The 17,803-nt window shown below is 69.5% G+C and carries 19 protein-coding genes and 3 pseudogenes; 15 read left to right on the top strand and 7 right to left on the bottom strand.

Annotated elements, in window-relative coordinates:
• Window positions 1-71: 71 nt before the first annotated feature.
• Both ABZ911_RS06350 and ABZ911_RS06345 read left to right on the top strand, forming a co-directional pair.
• Window positions 72-1,394, top strand: a complete 1,323-nt coding sequence (locus ABZ911_RS06350; RefSeq protein ID WP_358052515.1) for a histidine kinase — start codon at window positions 72-74, stop codon at window positions 1,392-1,394.
• Window positions 1,379-2,062: a response regulator transcription factor gene (locus tag ABZ911_RS06345; protein WP_358052513.1), complete on the top strand. Its 684-nt coding sequence runs from the start codon at window positions 1,379-1,381 to the stop codon at window positions 2,060-2,062. The genes ABZ911_RS06350 and ABZ911_RS06345 overlap by 16 nt, the downstream gene beginning before the upstream one ends.
• Here the strand turns inward: ABZ911_RS06345 and ABZ911_RS06340 are convergent.
• Window positions 2,023-2,919: a LysR family transcriptional regulator gene (locus tag ABZ911_RS06340; RefSeq protein ID WP_358052511.1), complete on the bottom strand. Its 897-nt coding sequence runs from the start codon at window positions 2,917-2,919 to the stop codon at window positions 2,023-2,025. The genes ABZ911_RS06345 and ABZ911_RS06340 overlap by 40 nt on opposite strands.
• Window positions 2,920-2,989: 70 nt before the next feature.
• Between ABZ911_RS06340 and ABZ911_RS06335 the strand changes: the two genes are divergently transcribed.
• The 4 genes from ABZ911_RS06335 to ABZ911_RS06320 are packed head-to-tail and all read left to right on the top strand — an operon-like array spanning window position 2,990 to window position 6,941.
• Window positions 2,990-4,177, top strand: coding sequence for an MFS transporter (locus tag ABZ911_RS06335; RefSeq protein ID WP_358052509.1), 1,188 nt, complete (start codon window positions 2,990-2,992; stop codon window positions 4,175-4,177).
• Between the two features lie 42 nt (window positions 4,178-4,219).
• A complete protein-coding gene (locus tag ABZ911_RS06330) occupies window positions 4,220-4,864 on the top strand; it encodes a PAS domain-containing protein (protein WP_358052507.1) in 645 nt (214 codons plus the stop codon).
• 5 nt (window positions 4,865-4,869) lie between these two features.
• Complete coding sequence (locus ABZ911_RS06325) at window positions 4,870-6,003, top strand: pyridoxal phosphate-dependent aminotransferase (protein ID WP_358052505.1); 1,134 nt, start codon at window positions 4,870-4,872, stop codon at window positions 6,001-6,003.
• Entirely contained in the window at window positions 6,000-6,941 is a 942-nt protein-coding gene (locus tag ABZ911_RS06320; protein WP_358052503.1) for a hypothetical protein, read from the top strand. Before ABZ911_RS06325 ends, ABZ911_RS06320 begins: the two co-directional genes overlap by 4 nt.
• A 148-nt stretch (window positions 6,942-7,089) precedes the next feature.
• On the opposite strand, the gene ABZ911_RS06315 is transcribed toward ABZ911_RS06320, so the two are convergent.
• Both ABZ911_RS06315 and ABZ911_RS06310 read right to left on the bottom strand, forming a co-directional pair.
• Entirely contained in the window at window positions 7,090-7,533 is a 444-nt protein-coding gene (locus ABZ911_RS06315) for a GNAT family N-acetyltransferase (RefSeq protein ID WP_358052501.1), read from the bottom strand.
• Between the two features lie 40 nt (window positions 7,534-7,573).
• A complete protein-coding gene (locus tag ABZ911_RS06310) occupies window positions 7,574-7,930 on the bottom strand; it encodes a hypothetical protein (protein ID WP_358052499.1) in 357 nt (118 codons plus the stop codon).
• A 47-nt stretch (window positions 7,931-7,977) separates the two neighbouring features.
• On the opposite strand from ABZ911_RS06310, the gene ABZ911_RS06305 reads away from it, so the two are divergent.
• Entirely contained in the window at window positions 7,978-8,784 is an 807-nt protein-coding gene (locus ABZ911_RS06305; protein ID WP_358052497.1) for a methyltransferase, read from the top strand.
• A 25-nt stretch (window positions 8,785-8,809) separates the two neighbouring features.
• On the opposite strand, the gene ABZ911_RS06300 is transcribed toward ABZ911_RS06305, so the two are convergent.
• Window positions 8,810-8,935 carry a hypothetical protein gene (locus ABZ911_RS06300; protein WP_358052495.1) on the bottom strand — a complete coding sequence of 42 codons (126 nt, stop codon included), beginning with the start codon at window positions 8,933-8,935 and terminating at the stop codon, window positions 8,810-8,812.
• Window positions 8,936-9,064: 129 nt separating this feature from the next.
• Between ABZ911_RS06300 and ABZ911_RS06295 the strand changes: the two genes are divergently transcribed.
• The 8 genes and pseudogenes from ABZ911_RS06295 (at window position 9,065) to ABZ911_RS06260 (ending at window position 15,233) form a co-directional block, all read left to right on the top strand.
• Complete coding sequence (locus ABZ911_RS06295; RefSeq protein WP_358052493.1) at window positions 9,065-9,370, top strand: hypothetical protein; 306 nt, start codon at window positions 9,065-9,067, stop codon at window positions 9,368-9,370.
• Between the two features lie 246 nt (window positions 9,371-9,616).
• Window positions 9,617-9,868: a hypothetical protein gene (locus tag ABZ911_RS06290; RefSeq protein ID WP_358052491.1), complete on the top strand. Its 252-nt coding sequence runs from the start codon at window positions 9,617-9,619 to the stop codon at window positions 9,866-9,868.
• 191 nt (window positions 9,869-10,059) lie between these two features.
• Window positions 10,060-10,392: a metalloregulator ArsR/SmtB family transcription factor gene (locus ABZ911_RS06285; RefSeq protein ID WP_358052489.1), complete on the top strand. Its 333-nt coding sequence runs from the start codon at window positions 10,060-10,062 to the stop codon at window positions 10,390-10,392.
• Window positions 10,393-10,401: 9 nt separating this feature from the next.
• On the top strand, window positions 10,402-11,490 hold the full coding sequence (gene arsB, locus ABZ911_RS06280) for an ACR3 family arsenite efflux transporter (protein WP_358052487.1): 1,089 nt from the start codon (window positions 10,402-10,404) through the stop codon (window positions 11,488-11,490).
• Complete coding sequence (locus ABZ911_RS06275; RefSeq protein WP_358052485.1) at window positions 11,483-11,899, top strand: arsenate reductase ArsC; 417 nt, start codon at window positions 11,483-11,485, stop codon at window positions 11,897-11,899. The genes arsB and ABZ911_RS06275 overlap by 8 nt, the downstream gene beginning before the upstream one ends.
• A gap of 1,490 nt (window positions 11,900-13,389) precedes the next feature.
• A pseudogene (locus ABZ911_RS06270) lies at window positions 13,390-14,691 on the top strand (matrixin family metalloprotease); the annotation flags it as partial.
• A gap of 89 nt (window positions 14,692-14,780) precedes the next feature.
• A pseudogene (locus tag ABZ911_RS06265) lies at window positions 14,781-14,939 on the top strand (hypothetical protein); the annotation flags it as partial.
• A gap of 114 nt (window positions 14,940-15,053) precedes the next feature.
• Window positions 15,054-15,233, top strand: a complete 180-nt coding sequence (locus ABZ911_RS06260) for a hypothetical protein (RefSeq protein WP_358053283.1) — start codon at window positions 15,054-15,056, stop codon at window positions 15,231-15,233.
• 54 nt (window positions 15,234-15,287) lie between these two features.
• On the opposite strand, the pseudogene ABZ911_RS06255 reads toward ABZ911_RS06260, so the two are convergent.
• From ABZ911_RS06255 to ABZ911_RS06245, 3 genes and pseudogenes are all read right to left on the bottom strand, one after another.
• Window positions 15,288-15,731: pseudogene (locus ABZ911_RS06255) on the bottom strand (MFS transporter); the annotation flags it as partial.
• Between the two features lie 95 nt (window positions 15,732-15,826).
• Window positions 15,827-17,206: an FAD-dependent oxidoreductase gene (locus ABZ911_RS06250; protein WP_358052483.1), complete on the bottom strand. Its 1,380-nt coding sequence runs from the start codon at window positions 17,204-17,206 to the stop codon at window positions 15,827-15,829.
• Between the two features lie 185 nt (window positions 17,207-17,391).
• Entirely contained in the window at window positions 17,392-17,565 is a 174-nt protein-coding gene (locus ABZ911_RS06245; protein ID WP_358052481.1) for a hypothetical protein, read from the bottom strand.
• Window positions 17,566-17,803: the final 238 nt, after the last annotated feature.

The following is a 17,803-nucleotide window of genomic DNA, read 5'->3' as shown; positions in this document are numbered from 1 at the left end:
TACACCCCGGGGACATGAGCCTGGTCACTGAGGCGGATGTGGCCGAAGCGCGCAGCCGTGACAATGTGCCAGTGGAAACAGACGAACGACGGCTGTGGCGGCAGTACGTGCTCGACGTGCTGCGCCCGGAGCGGAAGCCCGCCAGGCCGTCGCGCGGAGCGCTCGTCGCCGACGGGGTGCTCGCGATCGTGCTCACCGTCGCCGCGGTGGTCGCGGCGGTGCGACTCACCGGCGGTGACCCGCTCCTCGGCGAGCAGACGCGGTACATGATCGAGCCTGTGCTGTTCCCGCTCTCCGCACCGCCGAGCATCGGCCCTCCGGACTACGAACCGCCCATGGTCCTGGTGGCGCTGACGGCGCTGCCGTTGGCGGCGAGGCGCCGGTATCCGCTCATCACCTTCTGCGTGGTGCTGTCCGCGGCACTGGTGGCAGCCGCGGGCGCGACCTGGATCACCGTTCTGACCTGCGCCATCGCCGCCTACGGCGCCGTCGCCTACAGCCGCGACCGGGTGCCGGCGGTAGCCGGTCTGGCGCTCGCCTCCGTGCTGGCCGGGTTCGCCTTCCGAGACGGCGCCCCAGGGCTGCCGAGCTGGCTGGGGCCGTTCGTCGTGCTGCTCAGCGCCGGCGTCGCGGCGAGCTTGGTCCGGTTCTGGCAGGAGCAGCTCAGGGCCGGGCGGCACCGGCTCGCCGCGTTGCGGCTGTCCCAGGAGGAGGCCACGCGCAGGGCGGTCGAGGCGGAGCGCTCCCGGATCGCCGGCGAACTGCACGACGTCGTGACCCACAATGTGAGCGTGATGCTGATCCAGGCCGGGGCGGCCCGCAGGGTCATGAAGGCGGCGCCCCAGGAGTCGGAGCAGGCCCTGCTCGCGGTCGAAGCCAGCGGCCGGGCCGCGATGGCCGAACTGCGTCACGTCATGGGCCTGCTCGCCGGGCCGGAGAGCGAGCGCCCCGGCGACACGCTCGAACCGCAACCCGGACTCGAGCAGCTCGACACCCTCGTCGAACGGGTACGCGCCGCCGGGATACCGGTGAGCGTCACGCTGTCGCCCCCGGCCTGCCCTCTGCCTCCCGGAGTCGACCTGGCCGCCTACCGCGTCGTCCAGGAAGCCCTGACCAACACGATCAAGCACGCGGCCGGCGCGACGGCGTCCGTCGAGATCGGCCACCACGGCGACTGGCTGGAGATCGAGGTCACCGACACCGGCGGGGTGGCGGGAGGCCCCTCGCGGACCGGCGACGAGCTCGGCGGGCTCCGGCCGTCGCGGACCGGCGAGGGCCGCGGGCTCATCGGGCTGCGCGAGCGGCTCGCCCTGTACGGCGGAACCCTGGACGCCGGACGGAGAACCGACGGCGGATACCGGCTCAGAGCCCGGCTCCCGTGGACGGCCGCGTGACCCCGCCGCCGCGCGTCGTCATCGTCGACGACCAGGCGCTGGTGCGCACCGGGTTCCGGATGATCCTCGCCTCCGACGGCATCGACGTGGTGGCCGAGGCGGCCGACGGAGCCGAGGCGGTCGCGGCCGTCCGGCGCACCAGACCCGACGTCGTCCTCATGGACATCCGGATGCCGCGGATGGACGGCCTCGAAGCCACCCGCCGGATCCTCACCGGCGGCGCGGACGAGACCCGCGTACTCATCCTGACCACCTACGACCTCGACCAGTACGTGTACGCCGCCCTCACCGCGGGCGCCAGCGGCTTCCTGCTCAAAGACGTCACGCCCGAACACCTGGTGGCCGCGGTACGGCTGGTGCGCTCCGGCGACGCCCTGCTCGCGCCGACGATCACCCGCCGTCTGGTCGAACGCTTCGCCCGCCGCGACGACGCGAAGGCCACCCTCCACCGTGACCTGTCCGAGCTGACGCCACGCGAACTCGAGGTGCTGCGCCTGCTCGCCACCGGCCTGAGCAACGCCGAACTCGCCGATCGGCTGACCCTCAGCGCGACCACGGTGAAGACCCACGTCACCCGCATCCTGTCCAAACTCGGCCTCCGCGACCGCGTCCAGGCCGTGGTACTCGCCTACGAGACCGGACTGATCTCCCCGGGCGGCCCTGGATGATCCGCGCGCATCGACTCTCCGGCCGCCTCGCTGAGAATGCCGCGGGCGATCTCCACGAAGCGGGTGACCAGCGGATGGGCGTCCTTGGCCGGGAAGACGATCATCAAGGGCGCCGGTGGCGCGTTCTTGAGCTTGATGTAACGGATGTCCGGATGCGAGTAGCGGCGCACCGACTCGGGCGCCACCCCGACTCCGTGGCCCGCGGCGACAGCCTCCAGCCACTCGTCGAAATTGTCGGCCGTGCACCGGATGGTCGGACGGCGGCCCTCCGGCCAGAGATCGGGTGTGGTCGTGCCCGTCAGCGTGTTGGCCACCAGCGGCCACTCCGGCAGCTCCGCCCAGTGCAGCACCCGCCGCCTGGCCAGGGAAGAGCTCCTGGCGACGGCGGCCACCCTGGCCTCATGCCGCAGCAGGTGGCCGTTGGGGTGCTCGCCGTGTAGCACCGCCACGTCACAGTCACCGGTGTCGAGCCCGGCCAGCGGGGTGTCCCTGCGCACCAGCCGCACTCTCGCGCCGGTGACCGTCTCGAACGCCTGACTCACCCGGGGCCAGCCATCCGGGAGCAGCCAGGTGAAGCCGAGCCGTACCAGAGAGCCCGCGCAGGGCGCGCGCAGCGCCTCGTCCAGACGCGGCAGCAGGCCCGCCAGGTCCTCGCGCAGCCGCCGCCCCGCCTCCGTCAGTTCGACCCGCCGCGTTGTACGGTCGAACAACCGGGCACCCACGGCCTCCTCCAGGGCACGGATGGTCCGGGAGAGCACCGGTTGCCCCAGCTGCAGGCGGGCGGCCGCGTAGGAGAACCCGCCTTCTTCCGCCACCGCCATAAAGGCCCGCAAATGCCGCAGCTCAACGCCATCCATGCTTCACAAGCATAAATCCAGCGTCGGGCGCATTTCCCTTCACCGCTGAGCGCTTCCTACGCTCCGCCGCATGATGCGCAAAGTCCTCGTCCTGGCCACGGGCGCGTTCGCCCTCGGCCTGGACGCGTACGTGATGGCCGGACTGCTGCCCGTGATGGCCGCCGACCTCGGCACGACGATCGCGGTGGCCGGGCAGACCGTGACCGCCTTCACCCTCGCCTACGCGATCGCGGCCCCGCTGTTCGCCACCGCCCTGGCCGCCGCGCGTTCGCGGACCGTGCTGGTGCTCGCGCTGGCGGTGTTCACCGCGGCCAACGCTCTGACCGCCGTACTGTCCTGCCTGCCGCTGCTCCTCGCCGCGCGCGTGATCGCCGGTGTGGGCGCCGGGCTGTACTCCTCCCAAGCCAGCGCCGCGGCGGCCGAACTGGTGCCTTCACGGTCTCGCGGCCGGGCGCTCGGCCTGGTCATGGGCGGGATGAGCGCCGGGACCGTGCTCGGCGTCCCGCTCGGCGTGCTGCTCGCCGAACAAGCGGGCTGGCGGGCCACCATGTGGCTGATCACCGCACTGGGCGCGGTGGTGGCGGTCGCGGTGTACGCCCTGCTGCCCTCGGCGTCGACGGGCCCGGTCGCCTCCGCCAGGGAACGGCTGGCGGTGCTGGTCGACCGGCGGATCGGCGCCGTGGCCATGGTGTCGTTCCTGGCCGCGGTGGCCAGCCTCGGGCTCTACACCTACCTCGCGCCGGTGCTCGAGGACGCGGGCGGCATCCACGGCGTGACGCCCTATCTGTGGGCCTGGGGCATCGGCGGGGTGCTGGGCAGCCTGGCCATCGGGCCCATCGTCGACCGGTACGGCCGCGCGTCCGGGCTGGTCGTCGTCATCCTGGCGACGCTGCTGCTCACCCAGGCCCTGCTCCCGGTGTTCGCGCACGCTTCGGCGCCCGCGGCGGCGGTGCCGCTGCTCGTATGGGGCGCCGCCGGGTGGGCACTGCAGGTGCCGCAGCAGCAACGACTGCTCGACCTGGGCGGGGAGCGGCGCGGCCCGGTGGCTGTGGCGATGAACAACTCGGCCCTCTACCTGGGCAGCGCGGCCGGCTCCGGCTTGGGCGGGGCCGCCATCTCCGCAGGACTGCCCGCGTCCGCTCTCCCTTGGGCCGCCGCAGCCGTGGCCGCCCTGGCTCTGCTGACCCACCTCCTGACCACCCGACGCCAGGCACACCTCGCCACGCGCCAAAGCGCGGCACTCTGCGACGGCGCCTGAAAGATTTGGACTCTTTGTCCAAGCTGGATGTATAGTCCAAAGATGCGGAAAGTGGATGCGGGTCGAGACCCTCGTGTGCGGACATGGGCGCCGGTGTGCCAGGCCGTCGCGCTGTTGCTCGGCCCGTACGCCGAGGTCGTCCTGCATGATCCGGAGACCGACCGGGTCCTGGAGATCTGGAACCCGATGGGCTCCCGCGGCCCGGGGGATCCTTCGCTGCTCGGCGAACTGGACGAGCTCGACCCGTCGGCGCAGGACGTGTACGGGCCCTACGAGAAACTGATCGCGGACGGCCGTCGTCTGTCATCGGTCAGCGCGGTCCTGCGGGATGCGCAGGACCGGCCGTCGGCGGTGCTGTGCATCAATCTCGACCGCACACCACTGGAACAGGCCGCGGCGGTCCTGTCCGCCTTCGGCGCACCGACCGTGCAGCGTCCCGAGCCCTTGTTCGAGCAGGACTGGTACGAGCGCATCCAGCATGTGATCGGCAGCCATGTCCGCGAAACGGGTCGCCCGGTCGAACGCATGACCCGCCAGGACCGCCTGGCCATCCTCGGCCGGATGGATGAGGTCCGGGTGTTCGCGGTGCGCCGCGCCGTCCCGGTCGTCGCTGGTGCGCTGCGGGTGTCCCGGTCCACCGTCTACGGCTTGCTGGCCGAGCTCAGAGCACCAAGCGCAAAGGACTGACAACCATGACCCGGCTGCCCGACTTCCGGCTGGAGACGTACTTTTCCCGCTGGGAGTTCACCGCCCGCCACCACCTGACCGCCTCCGACGTCCAGACCATGACGCTCAGCGAGTTGCTCGGGCTGGCCGACGACAAGGACCGCGACGCCTTCGAGAACCTGTCTCTGGGCTACACCGAGACCTTCGGCGACCCGGCCCTGCGTGAGGCGATCGCCCAGACGTACGAGCGCGCTGACGCAGACGACGTCATCTGCTTCGCGGGCGCCGAGGAAGCCCTCTACCTGGCGATGAACGTCCTGCTCGACGCGGGTGACCACGCGGTGGTGGTGACCCCGAACTACCAATCCGCCGAGACCGTGCCGCTGGCGCTGTGCGAGGTCACCGGCGTGGCTCTCGCCGCGGACCAGGACTGGGCCCTGGACCTCGACCAGGTGGCGGCGGCGATCCGGCCGAACACCCGGGTCGTCTCGGTGAACTTCCCCAACAACCCCACGGGAAAGGTCATCGACGCCGCCGATTTCACCGCGCTGGCCCGCCTGTGCGACGAGCGCGGCATCCATCTGTTCAGCGACGAGGTCTACCGCGGCCTCGAGCGCGACCCGGCCCGCACCTTGCCGCAAGCCGCCGACCTGTCCGAGCGCGCACTGTCATTGAACGTGACCTCGAAGTCCCTGGGCCTGCCCGGGCTGCGCATCGGCTGGATAACCTGCCGCGACCGCGCGCTGCGCTCGCGCCTGGAGCGGGCCAAGCACTACACCACCATCTGCAACTCCGCGCCGAGCGAGGTCCTGGCCCGCATCGCGCTGAAGGCCAGAGAGACGATCCTGGAGCGCAACCGGGCCCTGATCAGGACCAACCTGCCGGCTTTCGATGAGTTCTTCGCCGAGTTCGCAGACGACTTCGAGTGGCAGGCGCCGGACGGCGGATGTGTCGCCTACCCCCGTTACCTCGGCGCCGACGGGGTGGAGGAACTCTGCACCCGCCTGGTGGAGGAAGCCGGCGTCCTGCTGCTGCCGGCGAGCATCTACCGCTCCGAACTCACCGCCACCCCCGCCGACCGTTTCCGCATCGGCATCGGCCGCCACAACCCGGAAGAAGGCCTGGCCGCCTTCGCCGAGTGGATGCGAGCGCGCCGATGACTCTCCCCGTTTTCGACACGGCCGCCATCACGAAGGCCGCCACGTCGCAGCTGGTCCTCGACACCATCCGTGACGCGCTGATCGCTCATGCCGAAGGCCGCACGATCGTGCCGCCGCCGCTGCACATGGACTTCCCCGAAGCCGAGGGGGACTGTCACGTCAAAGCGGGGTGGATCACCGGCGCCACCGACTTCACCGTCAAGATCGCGACCGGCTTCTACGGCAACCCCCGCCTCGGCCTTCCGTCCAACCACGGCCTGGTCTGCGTCGTCAGCGCCCGCACCGGGCAAGTACGCGCGCTCCTCGATGACCGCGGTCTGCTGACCGCCTGGCGCACCGCCGCCGCGGGCGCGTTGATCACCCATGCCATGGCCCGGCCCAGTGCCGTCACACTGGCCGTCTTCGGCACCGGCGAACAGGCCCGCCTCCAGGTGTCCTGGCTGGCCAAGCTCCGCCCGGTCAGCATGGTGCTGGTCCACGGCCGTAATCCGCAAAGAGCCGACGCCCTGTGCGACGAGCTCAACGCAAGCGGCCTGCACGCCCGACCCGCATCGGCACAAGAGGCGACCGCCGCCGACATGATCATCACCACGACTCCGGCAACGGCCCCCGTCCTGGATGCCGCCCAGGTTCGCGAGGGCGCGCACGTGACCGGCATCGGCACGGACATGCCGCACAAGAACGAGCTGCCACCGGCGCTCTTTCACCGCGCACACCTCATCGCGACCGACGACCACGCCCAGTGCCTCGACCATGGCGACTTCGGCCACGCAGTCCGCGCCGGGGCCGCCGCCCAGGACGGCGACATCGCGGTCGGCCTGCTGCTCAAAGCGTCCGTCGACCGGCCGGACACGGCGATCACGGTCGCCGACCTCACCGGTGTCGGAGCGCTCGACGCGGCACTCGCCTCGGCCGTCCTCGGCCGGCTCCAGCTGTGAGTGTCCGACAGTGACCACGAGCAAAGGTCTTTTAGGAAGGAACCATGTGCACGCACCAGCCTCCGTGCCCCTCCGCATATGCCGCCCGTATAACGCTTTGTTAGAGCGCGTTACGTGACTGGGGCGGAGTCCAGGCCGAGAATGACCTCTATCGAGGCTGAGAGGCGCAGAGGTAGAACACCTCGGGATCGCCGTCATCGAGGCCGTGGAGCATTCCGACCGATCGCCAGCCGAGCCGCTGGAGTAGCCGCTGCATGGGCTGGTTGGACAAGTTGGTCGAGGTGAACAGCTTCGCGGTCAAGCACGAAGCCGCTGCGGCGCGCAGAAGCCTTTCGCCGATGCCGTGACCTCGGACGGACTCGGCCACCATGAGCATCGCCACAAAGCCCTGCTCGAAGAAGGTGTACTCCACGACGCAGTAGCCGACCGGCCCGACCGGAGTGTCAGCGACAAGGACCGATCCCTCGCGACACCAACGTTCAACGCTGCTGCGCCGCTGACCACCATCGGATCTCGCCACCGGGTCGAGGGCCACAAGGGCGTCCGCATCTACAGTGGTGCCGACTCGGACAGCAAGGTCATGGGTGTTCATGGGCGGGATCTTCTCACCTCGCGCGTGAAACCCGACATCGTTACGGCGTGTCCAGGAGGGGGATGACTCTGCGGTATTTGCCGCCCGGTGACTGCTGTGGTGGCTCCTCCGCGCGTTCCAGCGCGACCTCGCCGACCTTGTGCTCGGTGAGCAGATGGACGCCCTTGTCGCGCGCGCTCTGCCAGACGCGGTCGGCGTCGGCGCCTTCCGCGGGCTGTAGCCGTACGCGCAGGATGGTGGGCGCGGGCGTCGACCGGCTCCAGGACAGCCCAGTCGCTGTTGACGTGGTACCAGCCGTGCGCGCGCCGACGCTGAGGAATCCCCCAAGCCGTCTGCCCGCCCGACCTGCGCCCGCCGCGCTCGGTGTGGCACCCGGTCCTGGCCGTCGCCCTCTCACTAAAAGGTTGTGAGCCTCATGTGCGCGTTTGGCTACCGTAGCCCTTCATGACAGCCTCTGACTGGCGTGTGACTAACCGTGCAAACTGGGATGAGCGTGTCCCGATCCACACGGCAAGCGACTTCTACGATGTGCCCGGCTTTGTCGCAGGCAAGGACGTACTCCGCGACTTCGAGCTTGCCGAAGTCGGAGATGTCGACGGCAAGACCCTGCTTCACCTGCAGTGCCACATCGGGCTGGACACACTGTCGTGGGCCCGCCGTGGAGCCACCGTCACCGGGCTCGACTTCTCCGAGCCGGCCGTGGACGTGGCCAGTGGACTCGCCCAGCAGATAGGCGCGACCAAGGCCCGCTTCGTCACCGCTGACGTCTACGACGCCGTCCGCGCGCTCGACGGGCAGACCTTTGACATCGTCTACACCGGTTTGGGCGCCCTGTGCTGGCTTCCGGACATCGACCGCTGGGCTCAGACGGCGGCGGCCCTCGTCGCTCCGGGCGGCTTCCTCTACCTGGCCGAGTTCCACCCGTATGCCGACATCCTCTCTGAGGACGGTCGCACCATCGAGGCCGACTACTTCCGGCGCGATCCGACCGTCTGGGACGAGCCCGACACCTATGCCGACCGCAGCGCCGCAATGACCGCGAACGTAACGGTCGAATGGCGGCACGGCCTTGGCGATGTCGTCAGTGCTCTGATAGCGGCCGGTCTCCGCCTGGAGTTCCTCCACGAGCACGATTTCACCCTCTTCGCCCACTTCCCGGCCCTCGAACAGGACGCCGGCCGCTACCGCTTCCCTACAGGCCAGCCGAGCGTCCCGCTGATCTACTCACTCCGTGCGGCGAAGGGGGAGTAGGCGGGCACCTCGAAGGGTCGCCGATTCACGGACTGCCCATGGCGATGTGGATCATCTCGTGCAGATCGGCCGGGGTGGACACGCCGCCACACCGGGCGGTCCCCTTGCCGTCGTCGGCCTGCGGCGGCGACGGCGCCGCAGGTAGAGGCATGATCGTCGATAGGGGAGACCCTGCGGAGTGATGCGCAACGGGGCCCTGCGTCACCACTGTGCGTCACTTTTTGTGGTCAAATAACTGCGCAGAGTGTTCTCTCTGTAGTCGACCTATAGGAGTTCGATCATGCGTCTCGCCGCATCTTTCGCCATTCTGGCCGCCGCCGGCGCCCTGAGCCTCACCAGCGTCACCCCGGCCTCCGCTGCCGCCGGGACGCTGATCTTGTACTCGACGTCCGACCACCAGGAGTACGTCGACCCCCAGCCGGGCTGCTACCCGGCCACCGGACCCGACTCGGTCGTGATGAACGGCACCGACGGCCGCATCCTGATGTTCCCCGACGGTTTCTGCCGGACCCGGGTCTACTGGCCCGTGGAGTCCCACGAGCTCTCGATGGGACACACCGTCGGAAGCATCCGGGTCCTGGACTGACCCACGCCCGCCGCCACGCCGCCGGCCGGCCCTCAGGCCAGACCGGCGGCACGGCAGGCGGCGAGCCGGTCACCGCTTCCTCCTGTAGATCCGGAGGGGGAGCGTGCTTGATCTCTGAGACCCGCCACTCGGCTACGCGCCCCCGCCATCCGCAGCCGGGCGCGGGACCGATCCCCGGCCCCGCCCACGGACACGAGGAACTGGGCGACGATCCTGCTCATGTGGACCTGGGTAAGAAGGCCGCGAGTGCGGGGGCGATGGCCCGTGAGCGGCGGCTTCCAGCGCGATGATGCCGCCGCCGGAGGTTCCGTACAGGTGCGCCGCCCCGCCCGCCTCGTTGATGACGGCCTCGATGTCCTCGAACTCGCGCTCCACCGCGTAGAAGGCGGTGTCGCCGCGCCCGCGCTGGTCGCCCTCGGCGTACCGAGGGAGAGAACCCTGCCGCTCGCCCCGCTGCCCCTGGCCTCCGACGCCAGAGGGCAGGGCTCGACGCACTGACCACGCCATCGCCCGGCCGGGACCCGCGAAGTGATCAACCGGGCCGCCCACCTGCCAGGACGGCAGCCTCTCCGCCCGGCGAGCCGGTGTGTTACCTGAGATCAACGCCACATCCGTGCCCAAGCACAGATAGACATGTGTCAATATAGAGAGAGGTCGAGTTCGATACTCATCTATGCAGGAGGGCCGCGATGGAGATCCTGGAGTGCAGTCCGCCGCTGATGCGCGAGCCGTTGGACGCCGAGCGGGCCGCGGGGATCGCCAGAGTGTTCAAGGCGCTCGGCGATCCGGTACGGCTCCGCATCCTGTCCATCGTCGCCAGCCGTCAGGGCGGCGAGGTCTGCGTCTGTGACATCACCGCCGCGTTCGAGCTGTCGCAGCCGACCATCAGCCACCACCTGAAAGTGCTCAAGGATGTCGGCCTGCTCACCTCCGAGCGGCGCGCCTCCTGGGTCTACTACCGCCTGGTCCCCGAGACCCTCGGCGAACTGTCGGCCCTGCTGAACACGCCCGCCACCGCCTGAGGAAGCCCCATGCCCACAACTCCCACCCGGCTCGCGGCCAGGCGGACACCGGTGATCGGCGGGCTTTCCAGCCTGGACCGGCTCCTGCCGGTGTGGATCGGCCTGGCCATGGCTGCGGGGCTGCTGTTCGGCCGCCTGGTACCCGGGCTGAACACCGCGCTGGACGCGGTCAAGATCGGGGAGGTCTCGCTGCCGATCGCCCTGGGCCTGCTGCTGATGATGTACCCGGTGCTGGCCAAGGTCCGCTACGACCGCCTGCACACCGTCACCGGCGACCGCCGCATGCTGATCGCCTCGCTGGTGCTGAACTGGATCGCCGGCCCCGCGTTGATGTTCGCGCTGGCGTGGCTGCTCCTGCCGGACCTGCCGGAGTACCGCACAGGTCTGATCATCGTCGGCCTGGCCCGCTGCATCGCCATGGTGCTCATCTGGAACGACCTGGCCCGCGGCGACCGCGAGGCCGCCGCCGTCCTCGTGGCCATCAACTCGATCTTCCAGGTGGTCGCCTTCGCCGCCCTGGGCTGGTTCTACCTGGAACTGCTGCCCGGCTGGCTCGACCTGCCGCAGTCGGCGCTGCAGGTGTCCGCCTGGGACATCGCCCAGTACGTGCTCATCTTCCTCGGCATCCCGCTAGTCGCGGGCTACCTGTCGCGCAGCCTCGGCGAACGCGCCAAGGGCCGCGACTGGTACGAGACCCGCTTCCTGCCCCGCATCGGCCCCATCGCGCTGTACGGACTGCTGTTCACCATCGTCATCCTCTTCGCCCTGCAAGGCGACACGATCACCTCCCGGCCCGGCGACGTGGCGAGGATCGCGCTGCCGCTGCTGGCCTACTTCCTCCTCATGTGGGGTGGCTCGTTCCTGGCCGGACGCGCGATCGGCCTGCCGTACGACCGCACCACCACCCTCGCCTTCACCGCGGCGGGCAACAACTTCGAGCTGGCCATCGCCGTCGCGGTCGGCGTCTTCGGCGTCACCTCAGGCCAGGCGCTGGCCGGAGTGGTCGGCCCGCTCATCGAGGTCCCCGTGCTGGTCGCCCTGGTCTACGTCAGCCTGTGGGGCCGCCGCCTGTTCACCGAGGAGAGCACCCATGAGTGAGAACGTGCCCGGCAAGCCCAGCGTCCTGTTCGTCTGCGTGCACAATGCCGGTCGCTCGCAGATGGCCGCCGGATGGCTCACCCATCTCGCGGGCGACCGCATCGAGGTACGCTCCGCGGGCTCGGCCCCCGCCGACCGGATCAACCCGGTCGCCGTGGAGGCCATGAGCGAGGCGGGTGTCGACATCACCGGCGAGCAGCCCAAGATCCTCACCATCGACGCGGTCAGGGAATCGGACGTGGTCGTCACCATGGGCTGCGGTGACGCCTGCCCTATCTTCCCCGGCAAGCGGTACGAGGACTGGAAACTCGACGACCCCGCAGGGCAGGGTATCGAGGCGGTCCGCCCGATCCGCGACGAGATCCGCGCCAGGATCGAGAAACTCATCGAGAAACTGCTTCCTGCCTGAGCCGCCGCACTAGGGCCAAGGCGGTGTATACGGGTTGTAGGAAACAACGGATAGGGCGAAGTTGTAGCCGGCGGCTGAGTGCCCCCCACTCAAGGGGCAGACACCTTTGAAATTGGCGTCACCGTCATAAAAAAGGGTGAAGCAGCCTTGAGGGTTTTTCCCGCAGAACCGCCAGTTCATCTGAGTCCAAGGAGGTTCCCCAACATCGTGACGTAGGACATAGTTCTTGTCCTCCGCGGCCGAGTAGGTGTGGTCGCCGCCTTGTGAGCATCGGCCGTCGGGGTCGGGGTACCCCTCGAAATACATCGAGTGACACTTCGTGCAGCGCCGCCACTCGGTCTGCCAGTGGGGATCCCCGCCGGTGTTGAACTGGGCCGAGAACATCCACCCCAACGGCTGATGCAGACCACCTGCCGGGCAGCCCCCAGTCTGGTAACCGATCGGCAAGAACAGCGCGGCGCACCGGCCACATGTGCCTGGCGGACCTACAGCCTGTTGACCTGCTGCTTGAGCGGGTACTGCCGCGGCAGCGGTAACCGCTAACGCGGCTGCGGAGGCTCCTGCCAGCTTGAGCATCGAGCGTCGGGTAAGTCTGACCTCATCGGTCATGAACCCTCCTTGCCCCAACTCCTTTTCATGGGGATTTTGTGACGATGTTTCCGGCAGATGCCTGCGTCGAGGCTCACCGCAGAACTGTCACCACAGGGTGACGTTCCGCAGCAGAACCGACAACGGCTGGCTTTGAGATAACCATCAAACAAGACGAGGTCCAAGGGGGCATTGGGCTGGTCAGAGCCTTGCCCTCCGGCTCGACGGTCACCTCAGTCGAGCCATGATGCGGCCCGGACCTGCTGCACGCCCGGCTCAGAACCACCTGTTGTTGGCCATGCAGTCGGCGTATTGGTAGCTGTTGCGCGGGATGTGGTCGCAGGGCCCTGCGGATGCCGAGGCCGCGAACGCGGCAGCCGCAGGGCCCGCGACGCCGAAGGTGGCGGCAGACAGGGCAAGGAGTACGAGAAGGCGACGCATGGCGCTCCAATCAGCCATCGTTACATGAGGTAACGGTTCATAACGGAGTGTACGCGGACCGCTGTGAGCGCAGGCGGGCGCCCCCTCGCCGCCAAGCCGCCAAGGGCCCCCGGGTTTGAGGAGCGATGGAGCGATTTACCGCCCACGGCTGTACCGCTGCTCCCCGGCCACCGGTCTGGCCGGTATTCGCCCGCGATTGAACGCCAAAGAAGCGCCCCGCAGGTGCGAGTTCGGCGGTGTGACCGTGACGAATTCCGCGACGATCATCGGTTCGTCGAGTCCTTCACCCACCCGGCGACTGAGCGCTTGAAACATCACGTTATGAAGGGAGCCCAATTTCACATTCACCGCCACCACGGCCAGACGCGTGGCCACATTCGGCCAATACCTCCGGGCTGGTGGACCCTTCACCTTAGAAGGCGCACGCTCGGCCGGAGATTGCCGGACGGAAGGGTGCGGATATGGCCGAGAACGTCGAGAACAGGATGCGGGCCGGAGCTCGCAAGCCGAAGCCGGACAAGGAACTGCGGAAAGGGGACCGCGGAGCGGAGGTCGAGGCGCTCTACGGATATCTGAAGTACTTCGGGTACTTCCCGAACGAGGAGATCAGGGCGGGCAACCTGCTCCATCGCCCGGTGGTCCCGTTCGATCCGGAGGACGTCTCGAGCTATGACGATCGGATGGTGGCGGCCGTCCGGAAGTTCCAGCAGCAGCAGGGCCTGCCGCAGACCGGCGAACTGGGCAAGGAGACCCTCGCCCTCATACAGGAGAGCCGGTGCGGCCACCCGGACCAGCCCGTCAACGGGTTCGAGCAGTTCGTGATCCAGGGCAACCGGTGGCCGGGCCCCACGGTGACCTACAGCTTCGACAACTCCACTCCGGACCTCACTGCGGCCGAGCAGCGCGCCGCCGTGACGGCGGCCTTCGACCGCTGGTCCGCGGTGTGCGGCCTGAACTTCGCGGAGAACGCCGCGGGCGGCGACATCCGGATCGGCTGGTACAGCGCCGTGCACTGCCTGGGATCCGGCTTCGACGGGCCGAGTGGGGTGCTCGCGCACTGCTTCTTCCCGCCGCCGAACGGCGGGGACCTGGCGGGCGACTGCCACTTCGACGAGACCGAGAACTGGTCGGTGAACACCCCGGCGAGCGGCATCGACCTGGCCTCGGTGGCCCTGCACGAGCTCGGCCACGGGCTCGGGCTGTCGCATTCCACCAACCCCGCGGCGGTGATGTACGCCTACTACTCCTCGGCCCGGCGGGAGCTGCACGACGACGACATCCAGGGGATCCAGGCCATCTACGGGGCGAAGGTCAGATGGAAGTCCCTGGGCGGGGTGATCTTCGACCCGGCGGTGGCACGCAACCAGGACGGACGGCTGGAGGTGTTCGCGCGGGGCAGCGACAGCCAGCCGTACAGCATTGCGCAGACCACGCCGGGCGGAGCCTTCGCGAGCTGGCAGCCGCGCGGCGGGACGATCAACGGTGGCCCCTGCGTGGGGAAGAACCCCGACGGGCGGCTGGAAGTCTTCGCCCGCGGCACCAACGGCACACTCGTCCACTCCTACCAGAACACGCCCGGCGGGTCCTGGGGCGGCTGGTCCTCCCTCGGCGGAGTGATCAACGACCCCGTGGTCGCGGTCAACAAGAGCGGACGCCTGGAGGTGTTCGCGCGCGGCAATGACGGGGCGCTCTACCACTGCTGGCAGGACGCCTCCAGCGGCTCCGGCTGGAGCGGCTGGGCCTCCCTCGGCGGCGTCATCTCGGGGCCTCCGGCCGTCGCGGTCAACACGGACGGACGCTTGGAGGTGTTCGTCCGCGGCACCAGCGGCACCCTCTTCCACAAGTACCGAACGTGGCCGACACCACGACGAACTGGAACGGTAACTGGGAGTCCCTCGGCGGCAGCATCCTTGGCCCGCCCGCCGTGGGACGCAACGCCGACGGCCGGCTGGAGGTCTTCGCCCAGGGCACCGACAACTCCCTCCAGCACGTCTGGTTCGACCCCTCCAGCGGCTCCGGCTGGAGCGGCTGGGCCTCCCTCGGCGGGTCGGTCGGGCGTCCGGCCGTCATCGCCAACGCCGACGGCCGGCTGGAGGTCTTCGCCCGAGGCGCGGACAACTCCCTCATGCGCATCTGGCAGACCGCGCCCAACACCGCCTGGAGCGGCTGGTCGTCCCTGGGCGGCAGCCTGAGCGGCGATCCGGTGGCAGCCGCCAACACCGACGGCCGCCTGGAGGTGTTCGCGCGCGGCGCGGACGCGTCCCTGCTGCGCTACACCCAGTCCGCACCGGGTTCCTGGGCCTGAACACCCGTGGGCGGCCTCTCACGGGAGACCGCCCACATGCGCGACTGACGATGCTCACGACGACATCTCCTGCTCTGGCTCCGGCGAAACCCCTTCGTTCGATGGCTGCCCAAACGGCAGGCGGTGATAGGCGGTCAGAGCCAATGCCGCGATCGCGCAGGCCAGCGCGACCGCGCCGCCGTGGGCGGTGAAGGCGGCCACGAGCAGCCAGAAGGGCCGGGCCCGCACCGCGGCTCTGACCAGGTCGGCCCGCTGGGCGGGCTTGACCGTGGCGGACGCCCGGGTACGGCGGCGCAGAACGAAGGCGTGCAGCGGGATCGCGGTCGTGCCGTAGACGACGGCGAGGACGACCAGGGCGTGGCGCCAGCCGTACAGGCCGGTTAGCAGGCCGGTGAGCGGCAGGAAGACGGCGGAGGCGAAGCCTGCGACGATGGTGAGCGCGAGCAGCGCGTTGGCTCGGCTGTGGCCGGATGACGGAGAAGGCGTAGTAGAGGACGCCGTAGCCGATGGTCTGGGTGATGGCCAGGGCCGAGACGATGCGCCGGCCTCGGGAGGCTGTCTCGCTCACGTGGACACCCTGCCGGCCCCGCGGTTCAGCCGCAGCAACCATCGCCCTCGGGGGAGACGGGGATGGTGGACAGCAGGCCGCCGCTGACGCCGGTGGCCAGGCCGACGCGCTGCTCCTGGGCCTCGGCGAGGGTGGCGGAGCAGACGCCGGTCTCGGGCAGGTCGAGCCGGACTTCGCGGGCGGCCTCCCAGTCGCCCGCGAGGGCGGCGACGACCGAGCGGACCTGCTCGTAGCCGGTGGCCATCAGGAAGGTGGGGGCGCGTCCGTAGCTCTTCACGCCGACGGCGTAGTAGCCGGTCTCCGGGTGGGACAGCTCGTCGACGCCGTGGGCGGGCACTGTGCCGCAGGAGTGCTGGTTGGGGTCGATCAGCGGTGCGAGCCGCCTGGTCGAGCCCAGGATCGGGTCCAGGTCCAGGCGCAGCTCCGAGGCGATGGAGTGGTCGGGGCGGTAACCGGTGGCGCTGACGATCCGATCGACGAGCACGGTCTGCTCGGCGCCGGACGGGTCGCGGCTGACCACCTCGACACCATCGCCCGCGGTGCTGACGCGGTGGGTGAAGAACCCGGTCAGCAGGCGGATGCGGCCGGACTCGACATGGGCGCGCAGCCGGGTGCCGAGCGCGCCGCGCGCGGGCAGCGCGTCGGCGTCCCCACCGCCGTAGGTACGGCCGGCGCTGCCACCGCGGATGGCCCAGGTGATCGGGGTGTCCTCCAACTGGGCTAGGGCCAGCAGGGTGGTGGCGGCCGAGTGGCCGGCGCCGACGACCAGGGTGTGCCTGCCCTGGAAGCGGTCACGGTCGATGCCGAGCACGTCGGGCAGCGCGTGGTCGACGAAGAGGCCCGTCTCGCCGTGGGCGGGCAGGCCGGCGGCGCCCAGGGTGTTCGGGCTGGTGTAGGTGCCGGAGGCGTCGATGACGGCGCGGGCCCGCAGTTCCTCGCCGCTGTCGAGACGGATGAGGAAGGGCGCGTCGTCACGGCCGTTGGTGCGGACCCTGTCGTAGCCGAGGCGGCTCATCGCGCTCACCTTGGCGCCGAATCGCACACGGGAGCCGAAGAGCTTGGCCAGCGGGGCGAGGTAGTCCTCGATGAGCTCGGCGCCGGTGGGCAGCCGGTCCGGGTCGGGCGCGGTCCAGCCGTCGGCCTCCAGGAGGCGGTGCGCGGCGGCGTCGATGTCGAACTTCCACGGGCTGAAGACCCGCACATGCCCCCACTGGGCGACTGACGAGGCGGCCTGCCCTCCCGCTTCCAGGACCTGGAAGTGGATGCCGCGCTCGGCCAGGTGGGCGGCGGCGGCCAGGCCGACGGGGCCCGCGCCGATCACGACGACGGGCAGGCCACCGGTCTGCTCCTGGGCGGTGAACCGCTCGATCTCGATCGCGGCGGTGCCGCAGCAACCATCACTCATGACTGTTCTCCGGGTACGCGGGGTGGAGTAGCGGATCGACAGGCTTGTGGAGGCCCGGCAGGCGGTGTCGCAGACCTGCGAGCCGCTTCTGAATAGAAGTTTGTCTAAGTAGTGGCCATCATGACCACTACTTAGAAGGATGTCAAATTAGCGAGCCAGTCGAGGGCTGCGGGCTATATGTGGCTCTATGGCGCGCACAGCCTGTCCAGTTCGGCGATGTCCCGCTTGAGCGCTGCGGTGCCGGAGCCGCCCCAAGGGTGACTGTCGAGGAACCTCTGCGCGTCGGCGCGCACGGCCTGCCAGTTGGTGGCGCTTGTCGGTGCGCCTACGTTCTGCAGATCCTGCTTGGTCTGCGCCACCGCCTGGCTACAGGTGTCCGCCGACGATGCGGCGCCGGCCGGTGCCGCCTGGCCCGCAAGGGCGAGTGTGACGGCACATATGACGCCTGAGACCGCTGCCGTTCGAATCTTCACGTGCTTTGCCTCTCGCTCGGATGGAGACCCGACGGATCTCCCACCTCGCGTATATCGCGGAACGTAATGAATTGCGTACCAGACGTAACGTGTCGGATCTGAAGGATGGGCTGGCGTTTCATGC

This window comes from Nonomuraea sp. NPDC046570 (genome assembly GCF_040645915.1).
GTDB lineage: Bacteria > Actinomycetota > Actinomycetes > Streptosporangiales > Streptosporangiaceae > Nonomuraea.
This window is presented reverse-complemented; position numbering and strand designations above follow the sequence as displayed.

Excerpts from the sequence above, each read along its gene's own strand:
- ABZ911_RS06285 (WP_358052489.1), top strand. The coding sequence starts at position 10,060 with ATGGAGATCCTGGAGTGCAGTCCGCCGCTGATGCGCGAGCCGTTGGAC.
- ABZ911_RS06335 (WP_358052509.1), top strand. The coding sequence starts at position 2,990 with ATGATGCGCAAAGTCCTCGTCCTGGCCACGGGCGCGTTCGCCCTCGGC.
- ABZ911_RS06305 (WP_358052497.1), top strand. The coding sequence starts at position 7,978 with ATGACAGCCTCTGACTGGCGTGTGACTAACCGTGCAAACTGGGATGAG.
- arsB (WP_358052487.1), top strand. The coding sequence starts at position 10,402 with ATGCCCACAACTCCCACCCGGCTCGCGGCCAGGCGGACACCGGTGATC.
- ABZ911_RS06300 (WP_358052495.1), bottom strand. The coding sequence starts at position 8,935 with ATGCCTCTACCTGCGGCGCCGTCGCCGCCGCAGGCCGACGACGGCAAG.
- ABZ911_RS06320 (WP_358052503.1), top strand. The coding sequence starts at position 6,000 with ATGACTCTCCCCGTTTTCGACACGGCCGCCATCACGAAGGCCGCCACG.
- ABZ911_RS06275 (WP_358052485.1), top strand. The coding sequence starts at position 11,483 with ATGAGTGAGAACGTGCCCGGCAAGCCCAGCGTCCTGTTCGTCTGCGTG.
- ABZ911_RS06325 (WP_358052505.1), top strand. The coding sequence starts at position 4,870 with ATGACCCGGCTGCCCGACTTCCGGCTGGAGACGTACTTTTCCCGCTGG.
- ABZ911_RS06330 (WP_358052507.1), top strand. The coding sequence starts at position 4,220 with ATGCGGAAAGTGGATGCGGGTCGAGACCCTCGTGTGCGGACATGGGCG.
- ABZ911_RS06295 (WP_358052493.1), top strand. The coding sequence starts at position 9,065 with ATGCGTCTCGCCGCATCTTTCGCCATTCTGGCCGCCGCCGGCGCCCTG.
- ABZ911_RS06260 (WP_358053283.1), top strand. The coding sequence starts at position 15,054 with ATGCGCATCTGGCAGACCGCGCCCAACACCGCCTGGAGCGGCTGGTCG.
- ABZ911_RS06250 (WP_358052483.1), bottom strand. The coding sequence starts at position 17,206 with ATGAGTGATGGTTGCTGCGGCACCGCCGCGATCGAGATCGAGCGGTTC.
- ABZ911_RS06315 (WP_358052501.1), bottom strand. The coding sequence starts at position 7,533 with ATGAACACCCATGACCTTGCTGTCCGAGTCGGCACCACTGTAGATGCG.
- ABZ911_RS06340 (WP_358052511.1), bottom strand. The coding sequence starts at position 2,919 with ATGGATGGCGTTGAGCTGCGGCATTTGCGGGCCTTTATGGCGGTGGCG.